The organism is Glaciimonas soli (genome assembly GCF_009497155.1).
Classification (GTDB): Bacteria; Pseudomonadota; Gammaproteobacteria; order Burkholderiales; family Burkholderiaceae_D; genus Glaciimonas; species Glaciimonas soli.
Map to the genome: position 1 here is coordinate 270,049 of NZ_WINI01000007.1, position 23,361 is coordinate 293,409.

Sequence of the window (23,361 nt, forward strand, 5' to 3'; positions counted from 1 at the left end):
TATGTAGACTTACTTAATCCAATCTGAAGTGACGACTATATACAACGTCCTCGCGTACTATCAGACAGGATGTCAGCGTCGCTTTGCATTACGTAAAATGGATTCCCGCGTTCGCGGGAATGACGGTGAGCGGATTATGGTTCTGCGTAACATCAGTTACTATTTTGATTTGTTCAACCGCGCAACTTCGCGTTAAACCTTGCGACCACCGACGGAAATACAAATTTCGACACATCGCCCCCAAGGATGGCAATTTCACGCACGATGGTGCCGGAGATGAACTGGAATTGATCCGATGGCGTCAAGAACAATGTCTCTACCTGGGGTATCAGACAGCGATTCATTCCAGCCATCTGGAATTCGAATTCGAAATCGGAGACAGCCCGCAATCCCCTTACGATGACCTGAGCATCATGAGCACGGACGAGGTCACTTAGTAATCCAGAAAAACTTTCGACCTGTACATTGGCATAATGTCCGAGCTCTTCACTAGTGATCGCCAAACGCTCTTCAAGCGTAAAGAATGGCTTCTTTTTTTTGCTGTCGGCGACGCCGACTATCACCCGGTCAAATAATCCCGATGCGCGACGCACCAAATCTTCATGACCGCGCGTGAACGGATCAAATGTCCCGGGATAAATAGCTGTAATCATTGCTTTCTTCCAATCAAAATGGATGTTGTTCCATAAATCGCAATTCCAGCAAAGCTGTCAGTCACGAATTCATACGCGCTGGCAGGTGCGCTGCCAGCGTCAGTATAGCTACTCAGAACGCGTCGCCAGGCACGCGCACCCATCCCTCCATCAGCACCCGGGCGCTGCGGCTCATGATGGCTTTCGTTACACTCCATTCGCCGCCTGCCTGGCTGGCTTCCGCCCCCACCCGCAAGGTCCCTGAAGGGTGGCCGAAGCGCACCGCAGTTTTCGCACCACCGCCAGCGGCAAGATTCACCAGCGTGCCTGGGATCGCTGCGGCGGTGCCGATAGCGACCGCTGCCGTGCCCATCATGGCGTGATGCAACTTGCCCATAGACATAGCGCGTACCAGCAAGTCGATATCGCCAGCGATGACCTGCTTGCCGCTGGAAGAAACGTAGCTGGCTGGCTTGGCGACGAAAGCTACTTTCGGCGTGTGCTGGCGATTGGCTGCCTCATCGAGCTGCTTGATGAGGCCCATGCGCAATGCACCATACGCACGAATGGTCTCAAATTTGGCTAATGCCTCGGCATCGCTGTTGATCGCATCCTGTAATTCAGTGCCGGTGTAACCGATTGCTTCTGCGTTCACGAAGATGGTCGGAATGCCGGCATTGATCATGGTGACTTTGAGCGTGCCAACACCCGGGACTTCGAGGTCGTCAACCAGATTCCCCGTCGGGAACATTGATCCGCCCTCGCCGTCTTCGTCGGCTGCTGGTGCCATGAATTCAAGTTGCACTTCCGCCGCCGGGAATGTGACACCGTCGAGTTCGAAGTCGCCGGTTTCCTGCACAGCGCCGTTGGTGACGGGCACATGCGCGATGATGGTTTTTCCGATATTCGCCTGCCAGATACGCACCGTCGCCATGCCGTTTTGCGGAATGCGACTGGCATCAATCAGACCGCTAGCAATGGCAAATGAGCCAACCGCAGCTGACAGATTGCCGCAGTTGCCGCTCCAATCGACAAATGCTTTATCGATGGCGACCTGACCGAACAGGTAATCGACATCGTGATCTGGCTTACTGCTCTTGGACAGAATCACGGTCTTGCTGGTGCTTGAGGTCGCCCCGCCCATGCCATCAATCTGTTTGCCGTAAGGGTCTGGGCTGCCGATGACACGCAATAGCAATGCATCGCGCGCAGCACCGGCTACCTGCGCGGCTTCGGGTAAGTCTTGCAGGCGGAAGAACACACCTTTGCTGGTACCGCCACGCATGTAGGTGGCGGCAATCTTGATTTGAGGTAGGTGAGTAAAAGTGTGAGTCATTTAGTGTTGTCCTGTTCAGGCAGCCGTTGATGATTCGAGGAAGTCCTGAGCGAAGCGCTGCAACACGCCACCGGCTTCGTAGATCGACACTTCCTCAGCCGTATCGAGGCGACAAGTCACTGGCACTTCCACCCGTTCACCGTTCTTGCGATTGATCACCAGCGTCAGCGTCGCACGCGGTGTGCGTTCACCAATCACGTCGAAGGTTTCAGTACCGTCAATGTTCAGTGTGATACGGTTGATGCCAGACTTGAACTCCAGTGGCAACACGCCCATGCCGACCAGATTGGTACGATGGATGCGCTCAAAACCTTCAGCCACAATGGCCTCCACGCCTGCCAGACGTACGCCTTTGGCAGCCCAGTCACGTGAGGAGCCCTGTCCGTAATCGGCGCCAGCAATCACGATCAGTGGCTGTTTACGTTCCATGTAGATTTCGATGGCTTCCCACATGCGACTGATCTTGCCGTCCGGCTCAATGCGCGTCAGCGAACCTGCTTTCACTTTGTCATTTTCCTGCACCATTTCATTTTTCAACGTGGGATTAGCAAAGGTAGCACGCTGAGCAGTGAGATGATCGCCGCGATGAGTGGCATAGGAGTTGAAGTCTTCCTCAGGCAAACCCATCTTGGCCAGATACGCACCCGCTGCGCTATCGAGCATGATGGCGTTCGACGGTGACAGGTGATCTGTGGTGATGTTATCCCCCAACACCGCCAGCGGGCGCATGCCTTTCATCGTGCGCTCGCCCGCCAATGCGCCTTCCCAGTATGGCGGACGACGGATATAAGTGGTCTGTGGACGCCAGTCGTACAACGGGCTGACTTTCTCGCCGTTATCGGCGACTACAGCAAACATCGGCTCATAGACTTTGCGGAACAGCTCTGGCTTGACGCTGGCGGCGACGACGGCGTCGATTTCTTCATCCGACGGCCAGATGTCTTTCAGTGTCACAGGATGGCCATCGGCGTCGATACCCAGGATATCTTTCTCAATGTCGAAGCGGATGGTACCGGCAATCGCGTAGGCCACCACCAGCGGCGGCGAGGCCAGGAAGGCCTGCTTGGCGTAGGGATGGATACGACCGTCGAAGTTACGGTTGCCAGAAAGGACGGCGGTGGCGTACAAATCGCGCTCCACCACTTCCTTCTGGATAACAGGATCGAGCGCACCGCTCATGCCGTTACATGTGGTGCAGGCAAAAGCCACCACACCAAAGCCCAGTGTTTCCAGTTCAGGCAGCAGTCCGGCAGCTTCCAGATACAGCGCAACCGTCTTGGAACCTGGCGCCAGCGAGCTCTTTACCCACGACTTGCGGCCGAGGCCACGCGCATTCGCATTACGCGCCAACAGACCGGCGGCAATCATGTTGCGCGGATTGTTGGTGTTGGTGCAGCTGGTGATAGCGGCGATGATCACCGCGCCGTCCGGCATCAGGCCCGGTTCGTTTTCCACTGTACCGCTAATGCCGCGTGCAGCCAGTTCCGAAGTCGGCACGCGATTGTGCGGGTTGGATGGTCCGGCAATGTTACGCACTACGGAGGATAAATCGAACTTGATGACGCGTTCGTACTCGGCGTTCTTCAGGCTATCAGCCCATAGACCGGTTTCCTTGGCGTAGATTTCAACCAGCTTGACCAGCGCATCGTCGCGGCCGGTGAGCTTCAGGTATTTGATAGTTTGCTCGTCAATGTAAAACATCGCAGCGGTGGAGCCGAACTCCGGCGCCATGTTGGAAATGGTCGCGCGATCGCCCAGCGTCAGATGGGAAGCGCCTTCACCGTAGAATTCGAGATAAGAGGACACGACCTTTTGCGCACGCAAGAACTCGGTCAGCGCCAGCACGATATCGGTTGCCGTGATGCCTGGCTGCGGTTTGCCGCTCAGCTCAACGCCGATGATATCCGGCAGACGCATCCACGAAGCACGTCCCAACATCACGCTTTCTGCTTCCAGGCCGCCGACGCCAATGGCGATCACGCCCAGCGCATCCACCATCGGAGTGTGGCTGTCGGTACCGACCAGCGTATCCGGGAAGGCAACGCCATCTTTCACTTGTATTACCGGCGACATGCGCTCAAGGTTAATCTGGTGCAGGATGCCGTTACCCGGCGGGATTACGTCGACGTTCTTGAAGGCCTTTTTGGTCCAGTTGATGAAGTCAAAGCGGTCTTCGTTACGACGGTCTTCGATGGCGCGGTTCTTGTCGAACGCGTCCGGGTCGAAACCGCCGCATTCAACCGCCAGCGAGTGATCCACTACAAGCTGCGTTGGCACCACCGGATTGACCAGAGCAGGGTCTCCGCCCTGAAGGGCAATCGCGTCACGCAGGCCCGCGAGGTCAACCAGTGCGGTCTGGCCCAAAATGTCATGGCAAACCACACGTGCCGGGAACCAGGGAAAATCGAGGTCGCGCTTGCGCTCGATGAACTGTTTCAGTGAGTCGGTCAAGGTCGCAGGGTCGCAACGGCGCACCAGGTTTTCGGCCAGCACGCGCGACGTGTATGGCAGTTTATCGTAGGCGCCAGGCCGGATGGCATCGACTGCGGCACGTGTGTCGAAAAAATCCAGCTTGGTGCCGGGTAAGGGTTTACGGTTTGCTGTGTTCATGGCTCAGTCGGGAAAGGAGGTAAGGCTCAGGGCAAAAAATAGATGCCGTCATTCCCGCGCACGCGGGGATGACGGCGTTTTTAGAAGCTGCCTTGAATAATCAACGTTTTGCGATCGGCACAAACACCAGATTATCCGGGCCGACGTAGTTTGCGGACGGGCGAATGATCTTGTTGTCGATACGCTGCTCGATCACGTGCGCGGCCCAGCCCGAAGTACGGGAAATCACGAACAACGGCGTAAACATCGCAGTCGGCACGCCCATCATGTGATACGAGACAGCCGAGAACCAATCCAGATTCGGAAACATTTTCTTGACTTCCCACATCACGGTTTCCAGACGTTCGGCGATGTCGAACATCGCGGTCGAACCCGCATCCACCGACAACTGGCGCGCCACTTCCTTGATGACCTTGTTGCGCGGATCGGATACGGTGTACACAGGGTGGCCAAAACCGATCACGACTTCCTTGTTCTCTACCCGGCTTCGAATGTCTGCTTCGGCTTCATCCGGACTGTTGTAACGCTTCTGGATTTCCAATGCCACTTCATTCGCGCCGCCGTGTTTCGGGCCGCGCAAGGCGCCGATTGCGCCGGTGATGGCAGAGTAGAAATCAGAGCCTGTACCGGCAATCACGCGACTGGTAAAGGTGGATGCATTGAATTCGTGTTCCGCGTACAGGATCAGCGAAACGTGCATCGCTTTTTCCCATGAGACCGATGGCTTCACGCCATGTAGCAGGTGCAGGAAATGGCCGCCGATGGAATCGTCGTCAGTTTCGACGTCGATGCGCTTGCCGTTGGTGCTGAAGTGATACCAGTACAGCAGCATGGAGCCGAATGACGCCATCAAGCGGTCAGCGATATCGCGTGCGCCCGGCGCATTGTGATCATCTTTCTCAGGCAGCGTACAGCCGAGCGCCGAGACACCGGTGCGCATCACGTCCATCGGATGCGATGCCGCAGGCAGCGCTTCCAGCGCGGCCTTGACGCTAGCTGGCAAGCCGCGCAAAGATTTCAGTTTAGCCTTGTAACCCTTGAGTTCGGCGGCATTCGGCAACTTGCCGTGTACCAGCAGATAGGCGATTTCCTCGAATTCGCAGGTGTCAGCGATATCCAGAATGTCATAACCACGGTAATGCAGATCGTTGCCGGTTTTGCCGACGGAACACAGTGCAGTGTTACCTGCGGTCACACCAGACAGCGCGACGGATTTTTTGGGCTTGAATGCGGGTACTTGTGCTTCACTCATTTTTAGTCTCCTGACGGAAGGGAATCAATGTAAAGGTTTTTTAGAAACTACAATTAAGTAGAGGAAGCTCTGAGCAAGCGTAGCGAGCGGTTCAAGTTCGGGCCGAGAAGCGCAGTCGTACGAATGTACGTCGAGCATCGCAGCCCCGAACTTGATTCGCGCAGTAGCTTAATCGAGGCTTCCTTTATTTTTTCTGGGCTGCAAACAGAGCATCCAGATGCTGTTCGAAAGTGTGATAATTGATCCGGTCGTACAGTTCCATGCGCGTCTGCATGGTGTCGACCACATTTTTTTGCGTGCCGTCGCGACGAATTGCGGTGTACACGTTTTCTGCAGCCTTGTTCATTGCACGGAACGCCGACAGCGGATACAGCACCAGGCCGACATCGGCTGACTTCAACTCTTCTACAGTAAACAACGGCGTAGCACCAAATTCGGTGATGTTAGCCAGCACCGGCACTTTGACGGCAGCGGCAAACTGCTTATACATCGCCAGCTCGGTAATCGCTTCCGGGAAGATCATGTCAGCGCCCGCTTCAACGCAGGCCATTGCACGATCCAGTGCCGATTCCAGCCCTTCGACTGCTAGCGCGTCGGTCCGCGCCATAATCACGAAATTGTCGTCGGTACGGGCATCGACTGCGGCCTTGATACGGTCAACCATTTCCTGTTTGCTGACGATTTCCTTGTTCGGACGATGGCCGCAGCGCTTGGCACCGACCTGATCTTCGATATGGATCGCTGCCGCGCCAAACTTGATCATAGCTTTAACAGTACGCGCAACATTGAAAGCGCTGGCGCCGAAACCGGTATCCACATCGACCAGTAAAGGCAGATCGCAGACATCGGTGATGCGACGCACGTCAGTCAACACGTCGTCCAGATTGGAGATGCCGAGATCGGGTAAGCCAAGCGAACCAGCTGCAACACCGCCGCCGGACAAGTAAATCGCCTTGAAACCGGCGCGTTTGGCCAGCAATGCGTGATTTGCGTTGATCGCGCCGATCACTTGCAGCGGGGACTCTTCTTGTACGGCTTTGCGAAAGGCAGCACCTGCGGAATATTGGCTCATATCTTCTCCTGATGGATTGCGAATTTGTTTCATGCAGACGTCTGCACGGGAATTTCTCACCTATACAGCAATCGTCGTGCCAAGCAAGATACAACAAACAACAAAGTATCCGGAAAGTAAAATTAATTCAATAAAATCAATTATTTACACAAAAAATAATAAAAACAAAATTAATCGAATGCAATGTGGCTGCGGCAGAATTGTTTCAAATTATGTTACATTAATAAACATTGAAACATTCAAATTGAACGCATTTGAAACATGCCACCCTCGCCCCCTGCAACGCGTGATGCTAGTAACCCCAACCAAAAACCGGTGATCTGGACCGTCTCGGTATCACGGCTGTCCGACCTGTTTCGCGACATTACACTGGAATACGACGACCGCGCGATTATCGAGCCTATCCATCTGGGTTTCGATGAGGCGGTACGCCATATCCGCGAACGGATGGAAACCGAGCGCTGCGATGCGGTGATCGCCGCCGGCTCCAACGGTGCCTACCTGAAAAGCCGGCTGTCGGTGCCAGTCGTGATTGCCAAAGCCAGCGGCTTCGACGTGCTGCAGGCATTGTCGCGTGCGCGCCAGATTACACCCGACATCGGCATCATCACCTACCAGTCCACGATGCCGGTGCTCAAGGAATTCCAGAACGCATTCGGTTTCGACATTCAGCAACGCGACTATGCAACCGAAGAAGATGCGCGGGCACAAATCAATGAACTCAAGGCTAGCGGTGTCAAGGCGATTGTCGGCGCCGGCCTGATCACGGATCTGGCCGAAGAAGCCGGGCTAGCTGCGGTATTTGTCTACTCCGCCGCATCGATCCGCCAGGCTTTCGACGACGCGCTGGAAATCGCGCTTTTAACGCAACTGGAATCGAGTCGCGGCCACAATCGTAGTGCGCCGCTGGCCGATACGCTGCGCGCCAAGCATGGCCTTAACGACTTGCGTGGCGATTCGACTATGATGGAAACGTTGCGCCAAGCTATCGTGTTGTACGCCAAATCGCAGGCCACCGTGTTGATTCAGGGAGAAACCGGCACCGGCAAGGAACTGGTGGCGCAAGCGATTCACCGCGAGAATCCACGTGCGATCATCGGCAATAAACCATTTGTCGCGGTCAACTGCGGCGCAATTGCAGAATCGCTGCTGGAGTCGGAACTGTTCGGCTATGAAGAAGGCGCATTCACTGGCTCGCGTCGCGGCGGACATGCCGGCCTGTTCGAAGCGGCGCATCGCGGTACACTGTTTCTGGATGAAATCGGCGAAATGCCACTGGCGCTGCAAACCCGCTTGCTGCGGGTACTGGAAGAGCGAGAAGTGGTGCGAGTCGGTGGCACCCGACCGATTGCGGTCAATGTCCGTATCATCTGCGCCACCCATTGCGATCTGGAGCAGCGCGTGCGCGAAGGCCGTTTCCGCGCCGACCTGTTTTATCGCCTGGCCGTATTACGCTTGACGCTGAGCCCGTTGCGGGAACGACCTGAAGATCTGATTTCACTGGCCGAATGGTGTCTGAAAAAAGCACTGGCCGCCCTCGGTGCCCGCCCACACCCGAATCTGCATGCTGAAATCGTCGCTTGCGCGCCCCTGCTTGGCGCATACGCGTGGCCCGGTAACGCGCGCGAAGTACGTAATCTGATGGAAAGACTGGCATTGTTCCTGGCGGCCGAACCGTTGCAGGCATTGTCACCTGCCTTCATCATCGGTATCGCGCCGGAATTTGCACAGGCATCGATAGCAACGCCTAGAATCGCGACGGCGACCTCAAGCGCCGCGCCGCAAACCACTGAGAGCATCGCGCAAGTGCTAGCCCGTTTCGGCGGCAACCGCGAAGCCGCAGCCAAACACCTTGGCATCAGCCGGACCACGCTGTGGCGCAAGATCAAGAATCAGTGATCGACAGCATTCGATGTCGCCTTTTGGCGACTCCCTGCTAGGTTGTACTCTCAGCGCTAAATCGTTGAAAAATCCAACGCAGGCCGCGCCATAATTTTGGCAATAGCCAGATCGCGAAAACAAAAAATACAATCAGAAATGCAAACAAGACCCAAGGATGAAAGAATGCCGCCCACAATGCGCCTAGCACGGTAGCATCCTCGGAGATTGAGGCCGTCCAGTTACTCAAAGGTTCAGGGGAAGTGTTGATCATGGCTCGGCTGCCTGCTTTGGTGGCATGTGCACCCGCAGCAAAAGTACCGCCTAACAACGCCGCACCGGCGGTCCATGCCGGGTCCATATGACCCATCGCAGCTGCCCCAAGTACTGCGCCAGCCGGAATTCGGATAAAGGTTTGAATCGCATCCCAGACTGAATCCAGCCCCGGAATTTTGTCGGCCAAAAATTCAACCACCGTTAACAAACCCGTGATGCCCAAGACCCAGGGTGATTGCAGGATTTCCAGCGATGGTGGCAACGTCACCCACTCCAGGCGACCGAACAATCCGGCCACAAACAAAGCCATATATAAACGAATGCCGCTAGCCCAAGACAATCCAGCTGCCATTGCTGCAGTAGAAATCGCGTTCATGTCGTCGCTCCTTCGCTGTAATCAAGCTGTTTTATTAGCGTCGCTTTACAGTAATACGATATGCCAACAATTGTATGACGGCAAGCGTTGCTTACAACAATATGAACAGTGTTGGCATTACGTCGTCGAGGCACGGCATGCCGCGCTTTTTTTAGGATTTGGTTGAAGGCTAGGTTTAAGCCTTCACCAGCCTATCCACCTTCACATCCCCGCATTGCGCGCGGTGACGCAGCGCGTGATCCATTAACACCAAGGCCAGCATCGCTTCGGCAATCGGCGTGGCGCGAATGCCAACGCAGGGATCGTGGCGGCCGAAGGTTTCGACCGTAGTTGGGGTACCTTGCTTGTCGATCGACTGGCGCGGAGTGCGAATACTGGAAGTCGGTTTAATTGCGATAGTGACGGTAATGTCCTGCCCGGTTGAAATTCCGCCCAGAATCCCGCCAGCGTTATTCGTCAAAAATCCGTCCGGTGTGATTTCATCACCATGCACGGAGCCTTTTTGTACGACAGACTCAAAACCCGCACCGATTTCCACCGCTTTGACAGCGTTGATGCCCATCATGGCATATGCAATATCTGCATCGAGACGGTCATACAACGGCTCACCCAATCCGACTGGCACATTCGATGCCACGACATCAATCTTGGCGCCGCAAGAATCGCCATCCTTGCGTAACGCGTCCATATAAGCTTCAAGATCAGCGATCTGAGTGGTATTGGCGGCAAAAAAAGGATTTTCAGGTACGTGAGCCCATGATTCAAAGGCAATCGGAATTTCGCCCAACTGACTCATGCAACCTTTAAAAGTGGTGCCGTATTGTTGTAACAACCATTTTTTAGCGATTGCTGCCGCAGCCACTGTCGGCGCAGTCAAACGCGCTGAAGAGCGACCACCACCGCGAGGATCGCGAATACCGTATTTTTGCCAGTAGGTGTAATCGGCATGGCCAGGACGGAACGTTTCGACGATGTTGCCGTAATCTTTGCTGCGTTGATCCTGATTGCGGATGATCAGCATGATTGGTGTGCCGGTGGTTTTGCCTTCATACACCCCAGACAGAATTTCCACCGTATCAGGCTCTTGCCGCTGTGTGACATGGCGCGAAGTGCCAGGTTTGCGACGATCTAGATCAGGTTGGATATCGGCTTCAGAAAGCGCCAATCCGGGAGGACAGCCATCTACAATACAGCCGATAGCCGGGCCGTGCGATTCGCCGAAATTGGTGACAGTAAATAAAGAGCCGAAAGTATTGCCGGGCATGGTGATCCTAAATGATGTGTACAGAAAATAGTAATTTTACCAGTGCATAGCACTCTCGTTATTTGGACGGCACGATAGTTGGCTTTTTAGCAGGTAATTGTGCATGAGCACCGCTCGCGAGCCCTTGCTCTTTTTGCCAGATAGCCTGATTCACTACGGCCAAAATCAACATCAAACCTATCAGTATCAAACCGCCACGATTGTGCTTTACCGTGTTGTGATCCACCAGTTGCGGCTCCGAATTTATCTCGGCGGCGTGATGTGTCGTACGCCGCTCTCTCTTTAGCCAAAAAACTGCAGCCATCGAACTGGCAATAAAAAATAAGCTCGCTACCAAACCATTCAACGGCGTGAATCCCGTCTGTCCGAAATACAGCAATAAAGCCAGATTCAATAGCCCCAACCACAAACACCATGCAGACAGCATCCGCGACACCAACACCCACGGCAGAATGAGCACCGCCCAGCTAACCAGTAACGGATAAACATCTGCGCCGACGTGATAGCGTTGACCAAAAAAAGCCAGCAGCGCGCCGCAACACGACATTGCTGCGAACAATGCGGCACGCCCTTTAGCCGTATCAAGTGTGAAGTGCCCTGCCAGCAATGCCGTAGCAATCAGCAATCCTTGCAGCACACTGAAGACAAGGATGGTCACTTCCAGTCGCCACGCAAAGTCTGTACTTGCTCTTGCAAATATTGTGGCGTTGCTGCATCAGCAGCGACCGGCGCACCGACAGCCAATTCCAGAGTCGATAACGGTCCACGTTTAAATGAGCGTTGAAACGGATTACCTTCGCCGCGCGTCAACAAACTTCCCCATAAACCGCGCAAAGCCATCGGGATCACAGGCACAGGAGTCCGTTCTATGATCTTTGTCACGCCACCACGGAATGGATTGATCTCGCCCGTTTTGGTCAATTGCCCCTCCGGGAAAATGCACACCAAATCGCCGTCAGCAAGTGCTGCAGCAATATCGTCAAAAGCTTTTGCCATCAATACGGGATCTTCTTTCGCCGATGCGATCGGAATCGCTTTACTGGTTCTAAACAACCAGGCCAAGACCGGAATTTTAAAAATCTGATGGTCCATGACGAAACGTATCGGCCTCGGGCTGGCACCCATAATGACAATCGCGTCAACGTAGCTGACGTGGTTGCACACCAATACTGCTGCGCCATGTTCCGGGATACGCGCGATATCGGCGGTGCGCACGCGATGTATGGTGTGAATCAATATCCATGCCAGAAAACGCACCAGATATTCCGGTACTACGGAGAAAATATAGATCGCCACTATCGCATTCAATATCGCCGTCACCATGAAAATCTGCGGGATAGTCAAGCCCGCTTTGAGTAACACCATCGCTACCAGCGCTGCCACCACCATGAATAGTGCGTTCAAGATATTCATGCCTGCAATGGTGCGCGATAAATGGGCGGGATCACTGCGTGTTTGAATCACGGCAAACAACGGCACGATATAAAAACCGCCAAACAGTCCTATCATCAGACAGTCAAACAGAATCCGCCAGCTACCGCTCTGAGCAGTAAAGCCAAGAAAATCAACTGTTGCCGTATTGGTGTAATGCAAACTGGCGAGGAATAAATCGAACCCAAAGACGGACAAACCGATCGCGCCAAACGGCACCAAACCAATTTCTACCTTGTGCCCAGAAAGCCGCTCGCACAACAACGAGCCGGCACCGACACCCAACGAAAATATAGTCAACAGCAACACGAAGACGCTGTGATCGCCGTGCAGGTAATTTTTCGCATACAAAGGAAATTGCGCCAATACGATCGCGCCATAAAACCAGAACCAGGAATTCCCCAGCATGGCTAAAAAGACGGGTTTATTTTGGCGCGAAAAGCGCAGGTTTCGCGCTGTTTCGGTGAACGGATTCCAATTAATTTTCAAGTCAGGTGCCGACGCTGGCGTCAACGGAATTCGCCGACTAAACAGCCAACCAACGATAGCAATCAGAATGGTGCCGCCGGCAACCAGCTCTATACCCCAGGTTTTATGCACCACCAATACTGCACCGAGAATCTCGCCCATCAAAATACCAACGAAAGTTCCCATTTCAATCACGCCATTGCCACCGACCAGTTCATCGCGGTGCAGCTGCTGCGGTAAATAGGCATACTTGACCGGTCCGAATAAAGTCGAATGCAAACCCATACCGACAATCGCCGCGATCAACAACCATAAGTTATGCGTCATCCAGCCAAACGCTGCCACCACCATGATGACGATTTCCAGCACTTTGATGTAACGTGTAATACGCGATTTTTCGAATTTATCGGCAAATTGACCTGAGGTCGCAGAAAACAATACGAAGGGCAAGATGAATAAACCAGGAATCAAGTTATTCAAAAATCCCGCATCGAGCGTGGTCCAGCTCAACGCGTCATAAGTCAAAATGGTCAGCAGCGCTGTTTTGAATACATTGTCATTGAACGCGCCAAAAAATTGCGTCCAGAAAAAAGGAGCGAAGCGGCGTTGGCTGAGCAGGGAAAATTGATTGGACGGTTTTTTAGGCTGCATTTTTACGTAATTCCCACTACATTGAAAGCGCAAAAAAACCGCTGCTGGCAGTGCTTGCCATCAGCGGTTCGGTGGTAAAGCTGGCTACTTATTCGTCGATATGCGTGCCGCTGCTATCAACCGGCCAATCACGAATATAAGCTTTCAGCATTTTATTTTCAAAACCTTGTGCATCTAATACTGCCTTCGCAACGTCGTAAAACGATATAACGCCGTGCAAAGTTTTGTTATCCATCACCGGCACATAACGCGCATGTCTTTCCAGCATCAGGCGTCGCACTTCATTTACCTCGGTATCTGGCGTAATGGTCACCGGCGCGTCGTCCATGTGCCTGCGAACCGTATTGTTGCCAACTGAGCCATGGTTCTCATGTACCGCTTTCAATACTTCGCGAAAGGTCAGCATACCAACCAGATCGCCAAATTCCATCACGACCAAAGAGCCAATGTCTTTTTCCGCCATCGTGTTCGCGGCTTCAGAAAGTGGCTGATCCGGGGTCACCGTATAGAGAATATTGCCTTTTACTTTCAGAATCTCAGAAACTTTCATGGTGTCACCCTACCTTTACTTGTTATGCTTATATTCAGAATGTAGCCTAAGCCAGAGGAAAAATCCAGACCAGCTTGCTTACATATAAGACTAAATTGTATTTTACCGCTCACTGCGCTTTCATGAGGCGGTCATACAAACAATGAAAGAGACAAAATGAAAGTAGCCGTTAAACAACAAGACTCGCAACAAGATGCACAACAAGAAACCCTACACGAAGTGTATTGTTACACAGGCGGAAAAGCGTTTGATGCCACCTTGCCAACCATCGTTTTTATTCATGGCGCCCAAAACGATCACTCTGTATGGGCGTTGCCCGCGCGTTATTTCGCCCATCACGGTTACAACACGCTTGCGGTCGACCTACCGGGACATGGTCGCAGTCAAGGCGCACCATTAGCTACTGTAGAAGCTTTGTCTGCATGGCTGATCGATTTACTTGCCACGATCGGTATTAGCAAGGCTATATTGGTTGGTCACAGTATGGGATCACTCATCGCGTTAGAAACTGCGGCGCATGCATCCGCAAATATTGCGGGCTTAATCTTGATCGGCACCGCTAATCCTATGAAGGTATCTGACGCATTGTTAGAAGCTGCAAATCACGATCAGGCACGGGCTATCAGCATGGTAAAGAAATGGTCGCATTTCGAGCCCGATGCGCGGATGCTGGCGCGCAGCCAAGGTTTAATGGAACGAATCGCCCGTCTGGATCAGCATAATCCTGCGAAATCAGCACAACAGCCAACTGCCTTCCATGCTGATTTGGCCGCTTGCAACAACTATCAGCATGGTACTCTTGCAGCTGCCGCAATTACTTGCCCTACCCTGTTTTTACTGGCTAACCAAGATCTGATGACGCCGCCAAAAGCTGCAGCAGACTTGTGTGCTGCGATCCCGCATGCACAAGTCGTACAAATCGATCAAAGTGGCCATGCCCTGATGTCGCAACAACCTCGGCAAATGCTGGAACATCTCTGTCAATTCACTTCCCGTTTAAAGTAAGGGATCCCCAATTTACAAATAAAGGCAGCTGCTTTATACGAAGTCTAATTAGCCGGAGACCATCATGCCCACGACGGACGAAAGAAAATACACCAGCTTCACCGAGTTCTATCCTTTTTATCTGAGTCAACATAGCAACCGTATGTGTCGGCGCCTGCACTTTATCGGCTCGACTCTCACATTACTCTCGCTGATTGCATGGATAAGCGGCAGCGGTAATCTGTGGCTATTTGCGGCGCTGGTGAGTGGTTATGGCTGTGCCTGGATTGGTCATTTTGTGTTTGAAAAGAATCGACCTGCAACATTCAAGCAACCGGTCTTTTCGCTCATGGGCGATTGGGTCATGTATGGTCAAATGCTGACTGGGAAAGTGACGTTTTAAAATTAACAAAAACCAACATTTCCAACGTTTACGGAACAAACTTGTATCTTTTTGTAATAACGTGTCGTCCAAAATGAAACTGTAAGCGTTAGTGATGTCAGTAGGCAATATGACCTACGACATCATCACCAAACACAATCAGGGACGACACCATGAAAAAGCTGACAGGTATTGTAGTTAAGACCACATTAGCAGTTGCCACTTTGGCGACCCTTGGTGGCGTATTAGCCACCAATGCCTTAGCAGAAAATACATGGCAAAAAGATCACCCTCGCCGTACAGAAGTCAACGATCGCGTCAAAAATCAGGATCATCGCATCCACAACGAAGTCAAAGATGGCCAGATCAGCAAGGCGCAAGCGCATCAATTGCGTAGCAATGACAACGCGATCCACGGCGAAGAAAAAGCGATGGCAAGACAAGATGGTGGGCACATCACCAAAGCAGATCAAACAGCTTTAAATCAACAACTTAACCAAAATAGTAAAGCTATTGGCAAGTAAACCTATTCACAATAGAATCCGTATGGCAATATTGCCTTGCCATACTAGTACTTTATGTAACGCTGTAGTTTCCATCGCTGTACCTTGATTTACCTAATATTCCTTTTGGAGAAAACGCAATGAAACTATCACTCGCATTAATCATGGCTGCAGGTTTGGCTGTTTCGGCGTCAAGTTTTGCCGCAGCAGATACAACAGTCACAACTGCCACTTGTAAAGATGGCACTTCATACACTGGCGTACATAAAGGTGCTTGTAGCGGTCATAAGGGTGTTCAAACCTGGGGCGCTGCGCCTGCTGCACCTGCTGCACCTGCTGCTGCCGCACCTGCTGCTGCTGCCGCTGCACCTGCAGCGATGGCTAAACCAGCTGCCGCATCCTCAGCAAAAGCTGCTAAAACAGTCGCACCAGGCGGTGGCGCGGGTCTGGTTTGGGAAAACACTTCATCAAAAGTTTATCACTGCCAAGGTGACAAAGATTACGGCACAACTAAAGCTGGCAAGTATGTAAGCGAAGCAGCAGCTAAAGCTGACGGCGCTCACGCTTCCCACGGAAAAGCTTGCTCATAAATAAAAATGCCTAAGCGAAAAGCTTAGGCGTCATTAGCGCAGCTGAAATACATAACCCTCGATATGCATTGCAATCGAGGGTTTTCTTTTTAAGTCTTCACAAAATACTCTCTCAATGATTGTTCCAAACCTGATTCAATCACCTCTTCAACTTGTTTGGCCAATGGCGATACTTCTGTACTATCCGTAGCAGTATTAAAAACAAACAAGCGATAAATTTCGGCCAGTTTTAAATTATCAGGATTCACCATCAATGCCCAGCGATCCATGCTGGCATCTATTCGCTGATTCCAGCGCAGCTTGCGTTTGCCGGTTTCAGCACGAATCCGCCCTACCCATCCAGCATCCAACATCTGCTGCAACAAATTTTCCAATTCATCAAATCCCAGGCGTGTGGCGCGACGAATTTGTGATGCGCTGACGGCTGCAGTTGCGTCGCTGGTGCGCGCTGTATACAAAATCTGTAACACGGCCATCGCATCAATAAATGCACTTCCCGGCGTCGGCTGATGCCACCAGCGCTCGTACTTCACCACCGGTAACGCCGCCACGACTACTGCGCCGATCAAGGTAATCAGCCACAGCATATACATCCACAACAGAAAAATAGGTAAAGCCGCCAGCGCGCCATAAATCACTGTATACGTTGGAAATTTGAGGATATAAGCGGCAAACAGCCTTTTGGCAATTTCAAACGCAATCCCTGCCAACAAACCTCCCCACACCGCATCACGCCAATTAACGACTTGATTAGGAACCGCCATATACAACATGGTATAGGCCGCAGTGGTCAGTGACAGCGACACCAAGGTATAAAACCATGCGCCTAACCAGCTCATCACCACGCCGTTGGTTGCATGCGTCAAATACGAGGTCACAGAAATCGATACGCCAATTAACAACGGTCCCAATGTCACAATCGCCCAATACACTAACACCCGTTGAATCAATGGCCGTTGCGCCTTGACTCGCCAGATGCGATTGAAAACCTGATCGATCGTGGACATGGTCATGCCAGTAGTAACAATCAACGCGACGCCGCCGACAGCAGATAAGCGCGCCGACTTACTAGCGAACTGATTCAAATTATCAAGTATGGTTTTGGCGATCTCTTTGGGCATCAGATTGTGCAAAAAATATGCTTCCAGTGATGCCCGGAAAGTACTAAACAAAGGGATAGCTGTAAAAATTGCCAAAGCAATTGTCAAGATCGGCACCAGTGCCAAGGTTGTTGTAAAAGTCAGACTACCCGCGACTTGCGTAAGATGCTCTTCGCTCAAACGACGACCGGCAAAACGAAATAAATCACGTAGTTCCGACCACGTAAAACGACGCCGCTCACGTATCAGGCGAAGCACTGGAGAATTTGAGAGATTCATTGAAAACATGTTTAGTTAATTTCTACTTTCATTTATTACGATCAATTCGCGCCCTATAATACCAACTATGAACTCATCCAACACATCAAACAGCCCTCTTCCTATTCTGGTTTTGTATTACTCGCGCCACGGTGCAACGCGTAAACTGGCCGAATTAATCGCCCAAGGGATAGATTCCATCCCTGGCTGCGAAGCGCGACTGCGCACCGTACCAGCGATTTCCACCGTGACTGAAGCCACGGAATCGACGATTCCAGACACGGGCGCACCCTACGTCGAATTGCAAGACTTAGAACAATGTGCAGGCTTAGCGCTAGGCTCGCCGACTCGCTTCGGCAATATGGCATCTGCCATGAAGTATTTTTGGGATGGCACCACCACACAATGGTTAGCAGGTACATTGGCCGGCAAACCCGCTTGCGTATTCACCTCCACCGGCAGTATCCACGGCGGTCAGGAATCAACGCTGATGTCGATGATGACACCGTTGCTACATCACGGCATGCTGATCATGGGCTTACCTTATACCCTGCCTGAATTGATGACCACCAACAGTGGCGGTACGCCTTACGGCGCCAGTCATTGGTCAGGCATGAATGGCAATCACCCGATTTCAACCGAAAGTCGCGTGTTGGCTATTGCGCAAGGCAAGCGTCTTGCAGAAATTGCTCTCAAACTTACCAGTGCATAATATCTCAGATAAGGCTGAAAATAAGGTGACTAAAGTGACGACTGAACTCAAAACAGCCACTGCAATGCAGCTGCAACCCAAGGCACCACGTTTCTTTTATATCGGCGCAGTCAGTAGTTTGTTAGCACTCATCGCCCTCTGCGTCGCATGGGAATTATTCCTCGCGCCATTACGTCCTCACGGGTCATGGATGGTATTAAAGGTAGTACCGTTGTTATTGCCTTTACGTGGCGTACTCAAACGTGACGTCTACACGCTGCAATGGTCATCCATGCTGATATTGATTTACTTCACCGAAGGCATAGTTCGCGCCACCAGTGATGCCAACCATCTTTCGGCCATGCTGGGATGGGTGGAAGTAGCACTAACTTGTCTATTCTTCCTCTGCGTTATTTTGTATTTACGTCCATACAAGAAAGCCGCCAAAGCGGCGGCTAAACAAGTGATTGAAAAGATGACCCGGTAGTAAATTTATGCAACTACCTAATGTAGTTGCCGATAAATATCCTCTGCCAGTTGCTTAGATATCCCCTCTACCGATGCCAAATCTTCAATACTGGCATCGGCCACAGCCCGCAGACTACCAAATCGTGCCAGCAATTTCTGTCGCCGTTTCGCGCCAACTCCTTCGATTTCTTCCAAGCGTGAAGTCTGGCGTGCTTTGGCCCGTTTGGCACGCATGCCGGTGATGGCGAATCGATGCGCTTCGTCACGAATTTGCGCGATCAACATCAACGCTGCCGACTCTTTGCCCAATTCACGCGGAGCACGTTCATCGGCAAAGATCAAGGTCTCAAGTCCGACTTTGCGTCCCTCACCTTTGGCGACGCCGACGATTAAACTGATATCCAAACCAAGTTCGGTTAGTACCTGGCGTGCCATTTCGACTTGCCCTTTACCGCCATCGACCAGCACAATATCCGGCATTACGCCATCGCCATTGGCGACTTTTTCATAACGGCGCATCAGCACCTGACGCATCGCGGCGTAATCGTCGCCGGGCGTGATGTCTTTGATGTTGTAACGGCGATACTCACCGTTTTGCATCGCATGGTGATGAAACACGACACAGGAAGCCTGCGTGGCTTCACCAGAGGTATGACTGATATCAAAACACTCCACACGCAGTTGCGCGATGTCTTCAATGTCCAGCGCCAGCACATCGACCAATGTCCGGGTACGCGATTGTTGTGAGCCTTGCTCCGATAGCAAACGGGCCAAGGAAATTTCAGCCCCCTTATGCGCCATGTCCAACCATAAGCGACGTTGCCCTTGTGGTTGAAATACCAGATGAATACGATGCCCACATTGCTCCATGAGCGCCACCATCAATGCAGGTTCGTCGATATCAAGATTCAAGATCAAAGTACCGGGAATAAAAGTATCGATGTAATGCTGCGCCAGAAATGCTTTGAGGACAGCTATATCAAGAGGTTCTTCCGTGTTTTCTTCCGCATTGGCCAGTGCGCCATCCACATGGCTGGGGAAATATGCGCGATCACCCAAATGACGGCCACCGCGTACCATCGCCAGATTGACGCAAGCGCGGCCACCCTGCACGATGACGGCGATGATGTCGATGTCACTATCACCGACGGTTTCCATGCTCTGTTGATGCAACACACGCGATAAAGAAGTAATTTGATTGCGTACCGCTGCCGCTTGTTCAAATTTGAGTTCTGCCGCGTAGGCTTGCATTTTTTGTTCTAGCGCCGCCAACACTTCCGATTGTCTGCCCCGCAAAAATTTTGCAGCGTTATCCACATCGTGGGCGTAATCCTCCTGACTTATCAACTTGACGCAAGGCGCGCTGCAACGTTGGATTTGATGCAATAGACAGGGGCGCGTGCGGTTGGCGAACACCGTGTCTTCACAGGTGCGCAGCAAGAACACCTTCTGCAAAATCTGCATCGATTCTTTGACCGCCCAAGCATTCGGGAATGGTCCGAAATACTGATTTTTTTTGTCCACCGCACCGCGGTAATATCCCATGCGCGGATAAGTTTGCCCGCTGAGTTTGAGATAAGGATAGGATTTATCATCGCGGAAAAGAATGTTGTAACGCGGTTGCAGTGTCTTGATTAAATTATTTTCAAGTATCAATGCCTCGGCTTCGCTACGCGTGACAGTGGTTTCCAGACGAGCGATTTTCTCCACCATCATGGCGGTACGCGGACTGGCTAAATTTTTCTGGAAATAACTTGAGACACGCTTCTTCAGATCACGTGCTTTGCCGACATAAAGAATATTATCGGCAGCATCAAAATAACGATACACACCGGGAAGATTCGGCAACTTGGCGACGGTTTCAAAAACGATTTCGCGTGGATCAGGGACAACAGGATCAGTCATAATTATTTAGAGCAAACTCGAATTTAATTTCAGAGTGGGATGGGTGCGGCATTTTGTGTATGCGTGGAGAATACCAGAGAGAAAGGGATTAACATCAGCAATAGCAGTGCAAGCCTACCCCTTTCACCGATACCGGCGGCGTGATACCACGCGGGCACAAAATGCCGCACCCATCCCGCTCAAGCGCTACGCATTTAAATTAAACTAATTTTTCCACAATCACAAATGCCACCGCATATTCCACTTCATCCGTCACCGTGACTTGTGCCGTCAAACCATTTTTTTCCATGAATTCTTGCAATACGCCACTGGTAACAACGATCGGCTTTCCGCTAGGTGCATTCAACACTTGCATGGCGCGCCACGTCATCGGCATGCGCATTCCCAATCCTATGGCTTTGGAAAAGGCTTCTTTCGCGGCAAACCGCGTTGCTAAAAAGCTGATACCGCGTGCTTCTACCTTCGCTTTGCGCGCATAGTATTTCTCCAGCTCTTGCGGTCCCAGAATTTTCTCAGCAAAACGATCACCACGACGCGCCAATGTAGCTTTGAGTCGAGGGATTTGCAGGATATCGGTGCCGATGCCGTAGATCATATTTATTTCGCCAAATGCGCTTGCCGCGCTTGCACCATCAACGCTTTCATTTCGCTCACGGCATTTTTCCAGCCAACAAACACTGCATGCGCCACAATCGCGTGACCAATGTTTAATTCGGTGATATCTGGAATTGCGGCAATCGCTTGCGTGTTGGTGTAATGCAGACCGTGGCCGGCGTTCACTTTCAGACCACGCGTTACACCTTCTTGTACAGCACATTTAATGCGTTCCAATTCACTACGCTGCTCCGCTTCGATATGTGCTTCGGCATAGCGGCCGGTGTGCAATTCAATGACAGGTGCCCCCATTTCGGCGGCTGCCTGAATCTGATCCGCTTCCGGATCAATGAATAAACTGACGCGGATACCCTGCTCTTGCAGTTGTTTCACTGCCGCTTGCACTTGCACAAAATATTTAACGACATCAAGACCGCCTTCCGTCGTGATCTCTTCTCTGCGCTCTGGTACCAGGCACACATCTTGTGGCTTGATTTTGCACGCGAAATCGATCATTTCAGATGTCACTGCCGCTTCCAGATTCATCCGCGTGAGCAGCCGTGGACGGATGATCTCGACATCAGCATCTTTGATATGACGTCGATCTTCGCGCAAGTGTAAAGTAATCGCATCCGCGCCCGCTTCTTCGGCTTCAAGAGCGGCACGTAGCGGATCAGGATAAGTTGTGCCACGTGCGTTACGCAAGGTAGCGACATGGTCAATATTGATACCGAGGTCGATAATGGAAGGTGTTGGATTAAGGTAGCTCATAGCATTGCATTCGTATTAATGTAGGGTTCAATTTTTCTGCGGCGAAGCTGACGCGGATGTTGATATCGGTGTTGATACAGATGATTGTAATGGCGATACCGCAGTCTGTGTTGGCACTGCATGCGCACGCTTCCAGTTCAAGACAAAAAATGCCAACCCGCCGGCTAACAATCCCCAAAAGGCGGCACCAATACCAAATAGAGAAACACCGGATGCCGTCACTAAAAAGGTAACGAGCGCAGCTTCACGCTGACGCTCATTGGACATTGCGACCGTCAAACCATTGGCTATCGTCCCAAACAAGGCCAACCCTGCAATGGCAAGTACCAACTCCTTAGGAAAGGCTGCAAATAATGCGCCGACAGTTGCACCGAAAATCCCGATTAACAAATAGAAGCCACCTGCGGCAATACCGGCCCAATAACGCTTGGCCGGATCTTCATGCGCTTCTTTTCCCATGCAAATAGCGGCAGTGATTGCGGCCAGATTGATCGAAAAGCAGCCGAATGGTGCAAGTAGAAATGTGATAAATCCGGTCCAGCTAATCAACGGTGAAATCGGCGTCTTGTAGCCCGATGTGCGAATAACCGCAACACCGGGCGCATTTTGCGAGGCCATCGTCACAACGAACAAGGGAATACCAACACCAATGATGGTCGACCATGAAAAAGTCGGCATGGTAAAGACTGGCTTGGCAAAAGCGAAATGGAAATTTTCGAAATGCAGCATGCCTTTTGTCGCAGCCAGGATGACGCCAGATGCCAGCACCACTATGATGGCGTAGCGTGGTAATAGCCGTTTGCATAAAAGATAAACTGCAAACATGACAAACACCAGTGCAAACTGCAACTTCATCGCCACAAAAACATCCATACCAAAGCGTACCAAAATACCCGCCAACATGGCAGCGGCAATGGAAAGTGGTATTTTATCCATCGCGCGCTCAAACCAGCCGGTTACGCCACACAACGTAATCAACGCCGCAGAAAACAAAAACGCCCCGATTGCTTCTGACATCGGAATACCGGCCAGACTGGTAACCAGAAGTGCTGCTCCGGGTGTTGACCAGGCAGTGATTATCGGCGCACGATAACGCAACGATAAGCCGATACAGGTAATTCCCATACCGATACCCAGCGCCCCCATCCATGAGCTAATTTCCGCTGGTGTTGCGCCGGCCGCAGCCGCAGCTTGAAAAATGATCACGGCGGAGCTTGTGATGCCGACCAAAACCGCGACGAAGCCAGCGGTTAAACAGGAGAAGGAAAAATTTTTCATGTGGACTCTTTGCCGAACTCGTTCATATTTCACATCACATC

22 protein-coding genes are annotated in these 23,361 nt (G+C 51.9%); 7 read left to right on the forward strand and 15 right to left on the reverse strand.

The window, feature by feature from the left end; all coding sequences use genetic code 11:
- Nucleotides 1–173: 173 nt before the first annotated feature.
- The 5 genes from coaD to prpB all read right to left on the reverse strand — a co-directional run bounded on the left by coaD (nt 174) and on the right by prpB (nt 6,902).
- A complete protein-coding gene (gene coaD, locus GEV47_RS13440) occupies nt 174–653 on the reverse strand; it encodes a pantetheine-phosphate adenylyltransferase (protein ID WP_153235264.1) in 480 nt (159 codons plus the stop codon).
- 112 nt (nt 654–765) lie between these two features.
- Nucleotides 766–1,968: a 2-methylaconitate cis-trans isomerase PrpF gene (gene prpF, locus GEV47_RS13445; RefSeq protein WP_153235265.1), complete on the reverse strand. Its 1,203-nt coding sequence runs from the start codon at nt 1,966–1,968 to the stop codon at nt 766–768.
- Nucleotides 1,969–1,983: 15 nt separating this feature from the next.
- Nucleotides 1,984–4,578 (reverse strand): Fe/S-dependent 2-methylisocitrate dehydratase AcnD, encoded by a 2,595-nt coding sequence (gene acnD / locus GEV47_RS13450; RefSeq protein ID WP_153235266.1) that lies wholly within the window; start codon nt 4,576–4,578, stop codon nt 1,984–1,986.
- 100 nt (nt 4,579–4,678) lie between these two features.
- Complete coding sequence (gene prpC / locus GEV47_RS13455) at nt 4,679–5,830, reverse strand: bifunctional 2-methylcitrate synthase/citrate synthase (RefSeq protein ID WP_153235267.1); 1,152 nt, start codon at nt 5,828–5,830, stop codon at nt 4,679–4,681.
- A 184-nt stretch (nt 5,831–6,014) separates the two neighbouring features.
- Complete coding sequence (prpB, locus tag GEV47_RS13460; RefSeq protein ID WP_153235268.1) at nt 6,015–6,902, reverse strand: methylisocitrate lyase; 888 nt, start codon at nt 6,900–6,902, stop codon at nt 6,015–6,017.
- Between the two features lie 261 nt (nt 6,903–7,163).
- On the opposite strand from prpB, the gene prpR reads away from it, so the two are divergent.
- Nucleotides 7,164–8,801, forward strand: a complete 1,638-nt coding sequence (gene prpR / locus GEV47_RS13465) for a propionate catabolism operon regulatory protein PrpR (RefSeq protein WP_153235269.1) — start codon at nt 7,164–7,166, stop codon at nt 8,799–8,801.
- A gap of 37 nt (nt 8,802–8,838) precedes the next feature.
- Here prpR and GEV47_RS13470 read toward each other — a convergent pair whose 3' ends face one another.
- The 5 genes from GEV47_RS13470 to GEV47_RS13490 form a co-directional block, all read right to left on the reverse strand.
- Nucleotides 8,839–9,432, reverse strand: coding sequence for a DUF4126 domain-containing protein (locus GEV47_RS13470; RefSeq protein WP_153235270.1), 594 nt, complete (start codon nt 9,430–9,432; stop codon nt 8,839–8,841).
- A gap of 175 nt (nt 9,433–9,607) precedes the next feature.
- On the reverse strand, nt 9,608–10,696 hold the full coding sequence (gene aroC, locus GEV47_RS13475) for a chorismate synthase (protein ID WP_153235271.1): 1,089 nt from the start codon (nt 10,694–10,696) through the stop codon (nt 9,608–9,610).
- A gap of 58 nt (nt 10,697–10,754) precedes the next feature.
- Nucleotides 10,755–11,354, reverse strand: a complete 600-nt coding sequence (locus GEV47_RS13480; protein ID WP_322741645.1) for a DUF2157 domain-containing protein — start codon at nt 11,352–11,354, stop codon at nt 10,755–10,757.
- Nucleotides 11,351–13,246, reverse strand: coding sequence for an MFS transporter (locus GEV47_RS13485; RefSeq protein WP_153235273.1), 1,896 nt, complete (start codon nt 13,244–13,246; stop codon nt 11,351–11,353). The genes GEV47_RS13480 and GEV47_RS13485 overlap by 4 nt, the downstream gene beginning before the upstream one ends.
- An 88-nt stretch (nt 13,247–13,334) precedes the next feature.
- On the reverse strand, nt 13,335–13,796 hold the full coding sequence (locus GEV47_RS13490; RefSeq protein WP_153235274.1) for a CBS domain-containing protein: 462 nt from the start codon (nt 13,794–13,796) through the stop codon (nt 13,335–13,337).
- A 156-nt stretch (nt 13,797–13,952) separates the two neighbouring features.
- Here GEV47_RS13490 and GEV47_RS13495 point away from each other — a divergent pair, with 156 nt between their 5' ends.
- The 4 genes from GEV47_RS13495 (at nt 13,953) to GEV47_RS13510 (ending at nt 16,255) form a co-directional block, all read left to right on the forward strand.
- On the forward strand, nt 13,953–14,801 hold the full coding sequence (locus tag GEV47_RS13495) for an alpha/beta fold hydrolase (RefSeq protein WP_153235275.1): 849 nt from the start codon (nt 13,953–13,955) through the stop codon (nt 14,799–14,801).
- Between the two features lie 64 nt (nt 14,802–14,865).
- Nucleotides 14,866–15,183, forward strand: a complete 318-nt coding sequence (locus GEV47_RS13500) for an Mpo1-like protein (protein ID WP_153235276.1) — start codon at nt 14,866–14,868, stop codon at nt 15,181–15,183.
- Between the two features lie 152 nt (nt 15,184–15,335).
- The gene (locus tag GEV47_RS13505) at nt 15,336–15,686 is read left to right on the forward strand and encodes a hypothetical protein (protein WP_153235277.1); all 351 of its coding nucleotides are present in this window, start codon (nt 15,336–15,338) and stop codon (nt 15,684–15,686) included.
- A 119-nt stretch (nt 15,687–15,805) separates the two neighbouring features.
- Nucleotides 15,806–16,255, forward strand: coding sequence for a DUF3761 domain-containing protein (locus tag GEV47_RS13510; RefSeq protein WP_153235278.1), 450 nt, complete (start codon nt 15,806–15,808; stop codon nt 16,253–16,255).
- 89 nt (nt 16,256–16,344) lie between these two features.
- On the opposite strand, the gene GEV47_RS13515 is transcribed toward GEV47_RS13510, so the two are convergent.
- Nucleotides 16,345–17,634, reverse strand: a complete 1,290-nt coding sequence (locus GEV47_RS13515; protein ID WP_153235279.1) for a YihY family inner membrane protein — start codon at nt 17,632–17,634, stop codon at nt 16,345–16,347.
- 67 nt (nt 17,635–17,701) lie between these two features.
- On the opposite strand from GEV47_RS13515, the gene wrbA reads away from it, so the two are divergent.
- A complete protein-coding gene (gene wrbA / locus GEV47_RS13520; protein ID WP_153235280.1) occupies nt 17,702–18,325 on the forward strand; it encodes an NAD(P)H:quinone oxidoreductase in 624 nt (207 codons plus the stop codon).
- A gap of 64 nt (nt 18,326–18,389) precedes the next feature.
- A complete protein-coding gene (locus tag GEV47_RS13525) occupies nt 18,390–18,791 on the forward strand; it encodes a DUF2069 domain-containing protein (protein WP_153235657.1) in 402 nt (133 codons plus the stop codon).
- 17 nt (nt 18,792–18,808) lie between these two features.
- Here GEV47_RS13525 and uvrC read toward each other — a convergent pair whose 3' ends face one another.
- The 4 genes from uvrC to GEV47_RS13545 all read right to left on the reverse strand — a co-directional run bounded on the left by uvrC (nt 18,809) and on the right by GEV47_RS13545 (nt 23,353).
- Complete coding sequence (uvrC, locus tag GEV47_RS13530; RefSeq protein ID WP_153235281.1) at nt 18,809–20,677, reverse strand: excinuclease ABC subunit UvrC; 1,869 nt, start codon at nt 20,675–20,677, stop codon at nt 18,809–18,811.
- A 199-nt stretch (nt 20,678–20,876) separates the two neighbouring features.
- Nucleotides 20,877–21,272, reverse strand: coding sequence for a holo-ACP synthase (gene acpS, locus GEV47_RS13535; RefSeq protein ID WP_153235282.1), 396 nt, complete (start codon nt 21,270–21,272; stop codon nt 20,877–20,879).
- 2 nt (nt 21,273–21,274) lie between these two features.
- On the reverse strand, nt 21,275–22,042 hold the full coding sequence (gene pdxJ, locus GEV47_RS13540) for a pyridoxine 5'-phosphate synthase (protein WP_153235283.1): 768 nt from the start codon (nt 22,040–22,042) through the stop codon (nt 21,275–21,277).
- Nucleotides 22,043–22,069: 27 nt separating this feature from the next.
- Nucleotides 22,070–23,353 (reverse strand): benzoate/H(+) symporter BenE family transporter, encoded by a 1,284-nt coding sequence (locus tag GEV47_RS13545; RefSeq protein WP_322741646.1) that lies wholly within the window; start codon nt 23,351–23,353, stop codon nt 22,070–22,072.
- Nucleotides 23,354–23,361 lie beyond the last annotated feature (8 nt).